An 8,445-nucleotide genomic window follows, 5' to 3' on the forward strand; every position below is an offset into this window, starting at 1 on the left:
ACCACCGACGCCCGCCACCGCGCGGACGCCAAGAGCGCACTCATCACCCTCGTCGAACACGCCCTCATGGCACGGCTTCGGTAGCAGAGCGGAACCGCGGAAGGCCCCCGTGCCGTGGCACGGGGGCCTTCGCCGTACCCGGACGACCGCACCGGACGCCCGCACCGGACCGGACACGGACACGGCGAAGGCCCCGCACCGTGGACGGTGCGGGGCCTTCGGACGTGCGCTGCTGCTCAGCCCTGCCAGCTGTGCGGGGCCTGGAAGCCCCGGCTGCGCTCCAGACGGCGCCAGCCGGCGGTGGAGCGGCGGGTGGGGGCGGCCTCCTCGGGGGTGGCGGCGGCGCGGGCGAGCAGGATCGCGGTGATCGCGGCAAGCTCCTCGGGCGCGGCGTTGCCCTTCTCGACCTTCAGCAGGGTGTCGGTGGCGATGCTCATCGTTGGCAGGTCTCCTCAGCTCGTTACTGCGGCGGGTTGCCGTGCTTGCGAGACGGCAGATCGGCGTGCTTGGTGCGGAGCATCGCGAGGGCGCTCACGAGCACCCCGCGGGTCTCGGCGGGGTCGATGACGTCGTCGACGAGGCCGCGCTCGGCCGCGTAGTAGGGGTGCATCAGCTCGGCCTTGTACTCCTTGACCATGCGGGCACGCATGGCCTCGGGGTCCTCGGCGTCCGCGATCTGCTTGCGGAAGATCACGTTGGCCGCGCCCTCCGCGCCCATGACGGCGATCTCGTTCGTGGGCCAGGCGTAGGTGAGGTCGGCGCCGATGGACTGGGAGTCCATGACGATGTACGCACCGCCGTAGGCCTTGCGCAGGATCAGCGAGATCCGCGGGACGGTGGCGTTGCAGTACGCGTAGAGCAGCTTGGCGCCGTGGCGGATGATGCCGCCGTGCTCCTGGTCGACGCCCGGGAGGAAGCCGGGGACGTCCAGCAGGGTGACGATCGGGATGTTGAAGGCGTCGCACATCTGGACGAAGCGCGCGGCCTTCTCGGAGGCGTGGATGTCCAGGACGCCGGCGAGGTGGCCCGGCTGGTTGGCGATGATGCCGACGACCTGGCCGTCGAGGCGGGCCAGGGCGCAGATGATGTTGCGCGCCCAGCGCTCGTGGATCTCCAGGACGTCGCCGTCGTCGACGAGTTCCTCGATGACCTTGAGCATGTCGTACGGGCGGTTGCCGTCCGCGGGGACCAGGTCCAGGAGGACGTCCGAACGCCGGTCGACCGGGTCGGTGTTCTCGTGGACCGGGGGGTTCTCCCGGTTGTTGGAGGGGAGCATCGTGATGAGGTAGCGGACCTCGGCGATGCAGGTCTCCTCGTCGTCGTACGCGAAGTGCGCGACGCCGGAGGTCTCGGCGTGCACGTCGGCGCCGCCGAGGCCGTTCTGGCTGATCTCCTCACCGGTGACGGCGCGGACGACGTCGGGGCCGGTGATGAACATCTGCGAGGTGTCCCGGACCATGAACACGAAGTCCGTCAGCGCCGGGGAGTACGCGGCGCCGCCGGCGCAGGGGCCCAGCATGACCGAGATCTGCGGGATGACGCCCGAGGCCCTGGTGTTGCGCTGGAAGATGCCGCCGTAGCCGGCGAGGGCGGAGACGCCCTCCTGGATACGGGCGCCGGCGCCGTCGTTGAGGGAGACCAGCGGGGCACCGGCCGCGATGGCCATGTCCATGATCTTGTGGATCTTGGTGGCGTGGGCCTCGCCCAGGGCGCCGCCGAAGATGCGGAAGTCGTGCGCGTAGACGAAGACCGTGCGGCCCTCGACCGTGCCCCAGCCGGTGATGACACCGTCGGTGTACGGCTTCTTCGCCTCCAGCCCGAACCCGGTCGCCCGGTGCCGGCGGAGCTGCTCGACCTCCCGGAAGGAACCTTCGTCGAGCAGGAGCGCGATGCGCTCGCGGGCGGTCAGCTTGCCCTTGGCGTGCTGCGCCTCGGTCGCGCGGTCGCTGGGGCCGCGCCGGGCCTCCTCGCGGAGGGAGTGCAGCTCGGCCACGCGCCCGCGGGCGTCCGTCGGCTCGCTCGGAGTCTGGTCCACAACGGTCATGTACCGACCTTACGAAGCCGGGCCGTCAAAACCCTCCGTTGAATCCACACAGTCTCCGACCCCTCCGGCTGTGCGGGCCGGACAGAACCGCCGGGGCATGCATGGACTCCCCCAGCGCGGACCCCCGCCCTTTGTGGGTGTCCTACAAAACCACGCCCGAACGGGTGATGTAGTTGAAATTTGAACGGAATGGCTCTAGCGTGGTTCTTGTTCAACATTGAACCAATCGCAGACTTCCCAGGAGGACGTCATGGCTCTCTTCTCCCGCCGCAACCGCACCGCCGACGCCGCCCCCGCCGAGAGCGCGGTCACCACGCTCGACGTCGACCCGGCCCTCGCCGCGCTCACCGGTGACTACCTCGTCGACGCCGCCCACAGCAGCATCGGCTTCACCGTGCGCCACGCGATGGTGACCAACGTCCGCGGCTCCTTCGCCCGGCACGAGGGCACCCTGCACCTCGACGGCCGCGACCCCGCGCGCTCCACCGCCTCCATCGACGTCGAGATCGCCTCGGTCTCCACCGGCATCGCCGACCGCGACGCCCACCTGCTGGGCAGCGACTTCTTCGACGCCGAGCTGTACCCGCGGATGACCTTCCGCTCCACCTCCGCGGCCCGCGTCGGCGCTGACACGTACCGCATCAGCGGGGACCTGACCATCAAGGACGTCACGCGCCCGCTCTCCATCGACCTGGAGTTCACCGGCTCCGCCACCGACGTGTACGGCAACGAGCGCGTCGGCTTCGAGGGCTCGGCGGAGATCCTGCGCTCCGACTGGGGCCTGACCTGGAACGCCGCACTGGAGGCCGGCGGCGTGATGGTCAGCGACAAGGTGAAGCTGACCTTCGACATCTCCGCGATCAAGCAGGCCTGACCGGCGCCTCCGGGGGCGGCTACCAGCCGCCCCCGCCGTCGAAGCCGCCACCGCCGCCGAAGTCCCCGCCACCGAAGTCCCCGCCGCCGAAGTCGGACGGGTTGAAGTCGGCCCCGGAGACGTCCCCGCCCTCGAACCCTCCCCCGTCCATGCCGCCGCCGAAGTCGGAGGCGTAGGCCGGGGTGGACATCATCGACCCGAGCAGCGTGCCCATCAGCAGGCCGGGCAGCAGACCGCCCCCGAAGTAGCCGCCGGCCCAGGGGCCGTAGGCCGGGCCTGCCTCGTAGTAGGGCCGCCGGCCGTACTCGGTGTCCACGGTGCGCACCGCCGGGTCCAGGCCGTCCCGCAGCCGGACGGCGTCCGCCGTGCAGACCGGTACCGTGCGTGCCGCCCCGCCGGGCGGGGCCCACTGGGCGTCCTCGGTGCTCGGTCCGTGCCGGGGGTCGAAGAAGCAGGGCGCGCGCCGCTCGGGCACGGGCTCGCCCCGCCGCCGGGCGTCGAGGCACGCGAGCGCGTAGCGGCCGTCCTCCAGCGCCTGGGTCACGCCCTGGACCTCCTCGGGCCGCCGGACCGAGGCCATGATCTGCTTGGCCCGCTCGTAGGAGTCGAGCCCCCGCTCGTAGTCCCCCCGCATGGCGTCGTCGGCGCCGGGCTCGCCGGGGTGGAAGTCGAGCCGGTCGAGCTCCTCGCCGAAGGCGGTGATGTCCTCGTCGACGACCACGCTCAGCCGCGCGAGCGCCTCCCGCCGGGCCTCTTCCTTCTTCTTGCGGTTCCGCTTGACCAGCAGGTACCCGCCCCCGCCGGCGAGCACGGCCACCGCGCCGAGGGCGATCAGGGCCCCGGCGGAGGACCCTCCGCCGCTGCCGGCCCCGCCGCCCCAGGAGGCCGGCGCGTGGCCCTTCATCTGCGGGAGGGCCTGGTCCACGAAGGCGTTCAGCTCGGTCGCGGCGTCCGCCGTCCCGCCCGCCTTCACCGCGTCGGTGAGGTTGCGGACGGCGTTGCGCGGCATGACGACCGCGTCGGCACCGGCGTTGAAGCCGTCGCCGAGCCGGATGGCGTACAGCCCGGTGATCCCGGTCTCGGTGCGGACCGTGCGCAGCACGCTGTCGGCCGGGAACGCGGGGGTGGCGGGCAGCACCGCGACGAACAGCGGCTTGCCGGCCGCCTTGATCTTCGCGGCCAGGGCGTCCGCCTGGGCCTGCGACAGCTGTGCGGAGGCCCCGGGGTCGACGTAGACCGGGCCCTTCTTGAGCGCCTCCGCGACCGCCGCGGTCCCGCCGTCGGCCGCGGCCGCCGTGGGGGCGCCGCCGAGCGCGCCCACGGACAGGGCCAGCAGCAGACCGGACAGCATCGCTCCTACGCGTACGGACATCAGCCTGGTCCTCATGAGGACGACGCTACCCGAACCGGCCTTTTGCCGTGTGAGCCGGACATAAAGGCCGCTCTGGGGGCTATTCCGCCGGTTCCACGCCCGCGTGGAGGAGGCCGTAGGTGTAGGCGTCCTCCAGGGCCTGCCAGGAGGCTGCGATGACGTTGGGGGCGACGCCGACCGTGTTCCATTCGCGGGTGCCGTCCGTCGTGGAGATCAGGACGCGGGTCGTGGACTCCGTGCCGTGCTTGCCCTCCAGGATGCGGACCTTGTAGTCGATCAGCTCGAACTTGGCCAGCTGCGGGTAGAAGCGCTCCAGCGCCACGCGCAGGGCCCGGTCCAGGGCGTTGACGGGGCCGTTGCCCTCGGCCGTGGCGACGATGCGCTCGCCCTTGGCCCACAGCTTGACGGTGGCCTCGTTGGCGTGGGTGCCGTCCGGGCGGTCCTCGACGATCGCGCGCCAGGACTCCGTACGGAAGTACCTGCGGGCCCGGCCCTCGGCCTCGGCGCGCAGCAGCAGCTCGAAGGAGGCGTCGGCGGCCTCGTACGTGTAGCCCGCCAGCTCGCGTTCCTTGACCCGTTCGACCACGCGGGCGATCAGGGCGCGGTCCCCGCCGAGGTCGACGCCGAGCTCCCTGCCCTTGAGCTCGATGGAGGCGCGGCCGGCCATGTCGGAGACCAGCATGCGCATGGTGTTGCCGACGCGTTCGGGGTCGATGTGCTGGTACAGGTCCGGGTCGACCTTGATCGCCGAGGCGTGCAGGCCCGCCTTGTGCGCGAAGGCGGAGACGCCTACGTACGGCTGGTGGGTGGAGGGGGTGAGGTTGACAACCTCGGCGATGGCGTGCGAGATGCGGGTCATCTCGGCGAGGGCGCCCTCGGGGAGGACCGTGCGGCCGTACTTGATCTCCAGCGCGGCGACCACGGGGAAGAGGTTGGCGTTGCCGACGCGCTCGCCGTAGCCGTTGGCGGTGCACTGGACGTGCGTGGCGCCCGCGTCGACGGCGGCGAGGGTGTTGGCGACGGCGCAGCCGGTGTCGTCCTGGGCGTGGATGCCGAGGCGGGCGCCGGTGTCGGCGAGGACGGTGGAGACGACCGCGGTGATCTGCGCGGGCAGCATGCCGCCGTTGGTGTCGCAGAGGACGACCACGTCGGCGCCGGCCTCGTGGGCGGTGCGCACGACGGACTTGGCGTACTCGGGGTTCGCGCGGTAGCCGTCGAAGAAGTGCTCGCAGTCGACGAAGACGCGCCGGCCCTGGGAGACCAGGTGGGAGACGGTGTCGCGGACCATCTCCAGGTTCTCGTCCAGGGTGGTGCGCAGGGCGAGCTCGACGTGCCGGTCGTGGGACTTGGCGACGAGGGTGATCACCGGGGCGCCGGATTCGAGGAGGGCGCGGACCTGGGGGTCCTCGGCGGCGGAGCCGCCGGCCCGGCGGGTGGCGCCGAAGGCGACCAGCTGGGCGTTCCTGAAGTCGATCTCGGCGCGGGCGCGGGCGAAGAACTCGGTGTCGCGGGGGTTGGCGCCGGGCCAGCCTCCCTCGATGAAGCCGACTCCGAAGTCGTCCAGGTGCCGGGCGATGGCCAGCTTGTCCGCGACCGTGAGGTTGATGCCCTCACGCTGGGCACCGTCGCGCAGGGTGGTGTCGAAGACGTGGAAGCCGTCGTCGAGCGCCTCTGCCGGCGCAGTCGCCTCTGTCGTCGTCATGCTGATCTGACTCCTGTCGGATGAGTGGTTCCGGAGACCGGGGATCCACTGCCCCCATCATCGCGCGCTGTCCGTTTCCGGCATGATTTCGGCCGGTAAACGAAAAGACCCCTCGCGGGTGCGAGAGGTCTGCGCGCGGGTCTGAGGCACGGTGGCCGCTGCCGCGGAGGTCGTCCACGGTTCAGCGGTCACAGAGGACCGGCGCGCTGCTGGCCATAATCATGAGCTGAGCAGACACGCTCGCAGTCTGTCACACGCTCCAGCGATCCTGGACGCCGGTCTCAGCATGCGGGCATCCGCGGTCCGGCAGGCGACCCTCGGCCCGCGCGGCCTAGGCGGCGAGGGTTTCGGCGAGGAACTCCTGTACGTGTTCCAGGATGTCCTCGCGCCCTATGCCGGGCAGGCCGACGGCCACCTGGATGCTGAAGCCGTCGAGCAGGGCCCGCAGGCGGGCCCCGAAGCGGTCGGGGTCCACCGCGCGGAACTCGCCGCGCGAGATCCCCTCGGCGAGCAGGGCGACGAGGTCGCGGTGCCAGGCGCCCTCGATGGCGGCCTGCCGGTCGCGTTCGCCCGGGCCCGCGTTCTGGGAGCGGTTCCAGACCTCCAGCCACAGGGTCCAGTGCGGGTCGCGGGGGCCGTCGGGCACGTAGAGGTCCACGTACGCGCGCAGCCGTTCGCCCGCTGCCCCGCGGCGCGCGAGCAGGGACCTGCGCCGGGCGCCGAGGGCCGCCTCGCTCCATTCCAGGGTCTGCAGCAGGAGCTCGTCCTTGCTGCGGAAGTAGTAGAGGAGGTGGCCGCTGCTCATGCCGACCTGCCGGCCGAGGCCGGCCATGGTCAGCCCGTCGAGTCCGCGTTCGGCGATGGTGGCCATGGCGGCGGCGAGGACGTCCTCGCGAGGGGGCGCGTTCTTGCGCGCCGCCCGTACCGGTGCTCCGCCCGCCGCCATGGGTCACTCCTTCGTCAGATCACGGGGCCGCCTCGGGTTCAGACCTTCGGCTGCTGCTGGGTGATGCAGTGGATACCGCCACCCCCGGCGAAAATCGTACGTGCGTCAACGAGGGTCACGGTCCGCTCGGGGAAGAGTCCGCGGAAGATCTCGGCGGCCTCCTCGTCGCGCGGGTCGTCGAAGGCGCACAGCACCACGCCGCCGTTGCAGAGGTAGTGGTTGATGTACGAGTAGTCCACCCACTCGCCGTCCGCCTCCAGCACGGTCGGCGCCGGGATCTCCACGACCTCCAGCTGCCTGCCCCGTGCGTCGGTGGAGGCGCGCAGGATGGCGGCGATGGTCTTGCAGCGCTCGTGGTCCGGGTGGGCGGGGTCGGGCTGCGTGTGGACCATGACCACGCCGGGGCGGGCGAAGGCGGCGACGATGTCGACGTGGCCCTGGGTGCCGTAGGTGCCGTAGTCGCCGGCCAGGCCGTAGGGCAGCCAGATGGCCTTGGTGGTGCCGAGGTGGGCGTGGATCTCGCGCTCGACCTGCTCGCGCGTCCAGTCGGGGTTGCGGCCCTTGCCCAGCTGCACGGTGTCGGTCAGCAGGACGGTGCCCTCGCCGTCGACGTGGATGGCGCCGCCCTCGTTGACCAGCGGGGTGCTGAAGGTGCGGGTCCCGACGATGTCGGAGATGTGCCGGGCGATCTTGGAGTCGTGGTCCCAGCGGGCCCATTCCTGGGCGCCCCAGCCGTTGAAGGTCCAGTCGACGGCGGCCAGCTCACCGGCGTCGTTGGTGACGAAGGTCGGGCCGATGTCGCGCATCCAGGCGTCGTCGAGGTCGCGCTCGACCAGCTCGACGTCGTCGCCGACGATCGCGCGGGCACCGGCGGTGTCGCCGGGGGCGACGACGAGGGTCACCGGCTCGTACGCGCGGACGGCGCGCGCGACGGCGCCCCAGGCCTGGCGGGCCTCGGCGAGCTCCTGCTCGTTGGTGAAGGTCGGGTTGGGGCTGGGCCAGGCCATCCAGGTGCGCTCGTGGGGGGCCCACTCGGCGGGCATCCGGAAACCGTGGTCCACGGGCTTGGCGGGCTGTGCGTTCATGGCGGGGTCCTAACGGGCGGTTACAGGAAGTACAGGCGGTTGAGGGAGACCGATTCGGCCGCTTCGGAGCGCAGCGGTTCCCCGTCGAGGGAGACGAGTCCGCTGCGCGCGTCCACGTCGACCGCGCCCACCCGGGAGTTGAGGAGCATGTCCTTGGGGCCGATGCCGCGGGTGCCGCGTACGGCGACGCGGCGGCGGCGGGTCGGCATCTCGTCGGAGCCGAGGGCGGCGGCGGCCGCCGAGACGAAGGCGACGGAGATGTCGGCAGCGGTGGCTCCGTAGGAGCCGAACTGCGGGCCGAGGACCAGCGGTTCGCAGGTGTCGGTGGCGGCGTTGGGATCGCCGGTGACCCCGTAGGCCGGGAAGCCGGACTTGAGGACCAGCTGCGGCTTGGCGCCGAAGAACGCCGGGCGCCACAGCAC

The 8,445-nt window shown here is 71.8% G+C and carries 7 protein-coding genes and 2 pseudogenes; 2 read left to right on the top strand and 7 right to left on the bottom strand.

What is annotated here, in order from left to right; translation table 11 throughout:
• Positions 1–84, top strand: a pseudogene (locus WDV06_RS35060) (ATP-binding protein); the annotation flags it as partial.
• 152 nt (positions 85–236) lie between these two features.
• Here WDV06_RS35060 and WDV06_RS35065 read toward each other — a convergent pair.
• Together WDV06_RS35065 and WDV06_RS35070 are read right to left on the bottom strand one after the other, a co-directional pair.
• Positions 237–437, bottom strand: a complete 201-nt coding sequence (locus tag WDV06_RS35065; RefSeq protein ID WP_395513863.1) for an acyl-CoA carboxylase subunit epsilon — start codon at positions 435–437, stop codon at positions 237–239.
• 23 nt (positions 438–460) lie between these two features.
• The gene (locus WDV06_RS35070; RefSeq protein WP_395513864.1) at positions 461–2,044 is read right to left on the bottom strand and encodes an acyl-CoA carboxylase subunit beta; all 1,584 of its coding nucleotides are present in this window, start codon (positions 2,042–2,044) and stop codon (positions 461–463) included.
• 250 nt (positions 2,045–2,294) lie between these two features.
• Here WDV06_RS35070 and WDV06_RS35075 point away from each other — a divergent pair, with 250 nt between their 5' ends.
• Positions 2,295–2,918: a YceI family protein gene (locus WDV06_RS35075; RefSeq protein WP_395513865.1), complete on the top strand. Its 624-nt coding sequence runs from the start codon at positions 2,295–2,297 to the stop codon at positions 2,916–2,918.
• A 19-nt stretch (positions 2,919–2,937) separates the two neighbouring features.
• On the opposite strand, the gene WDV06_RS35080 is transcribed toward WDV06_RS35075, so the two are convergent.
• The 5 genes and pseudogenes from WDV06_RS35080 to WDV06_RS35100 all read right to left on the bottom strand — a co-directional run.
• Complete coding sequence (locus WDV06_RS35080) at positions 2,938–4,305, bottom strand: hypothetical protein (protein ID WP_395513866.1); 1,368 nt, start codon at positions 4,303–4,305, stop codon at positions 2,938–2,940.
• A gap of 64 nt (positions 4,306–4,369) precedes the next feature.
• The gene (gene cimA, locus WDV06_RS35085) at positions 4,370–5,992 is read right to left on the bottom strand and encodes a citramalate synthase (RefSeq protein WP_395513867.1); all 1,623 of its coding nucleotides are present in this window, start codon (positions 5,990–5,992) and stop codon (positions 4,370–4,372) included.
• A 331-nt stretch (positions 5,993–6,323) separates the two neighbouring features.
• The gene (locus tag WDV06_RS35090) at positions 6,324–6,938 is read right to left on the bottom strand and encodes a TetR/AcrR family transcriptional regulator (protein ID WP_395513868.1); all 615 of its coding nucleotides are present in this window, start codon (positions 6,936–6,938) and stop codon (positions 6,324–6,326) included.
• 38 nt (positions 6,939–6,976) lie between these two features.
• On the bottom strand, positions 6,977–8,023 hold the full coding sequence (locus tag WDV06_RS35095) for an agmatine deiminase family protein (protein WP_395513869.1): 1,047 nt from the start codon (positions 8,021–8,023) through the stop codon (positions 6,977–6,979).
• Positions 8,024–8,043: 20 nt separating this feature from the next.
• Positions 8,044–8,445, bottom strand: a pseudogene (locus WDV06_RS35100) (urease subunit alpha); the annotation flags it as partial.

The sequence above is a fragment of the Streptomyces racemochromogenes genome (genome assembly GCF_044129415.1).
GTDB classification, from domain to species: Bacteria; Actinomycetota; Actinomycetes; order Streptomycetales; family Streptomycetaceae; genus Streptomyces; species Streptomyces racemochromogenes_A.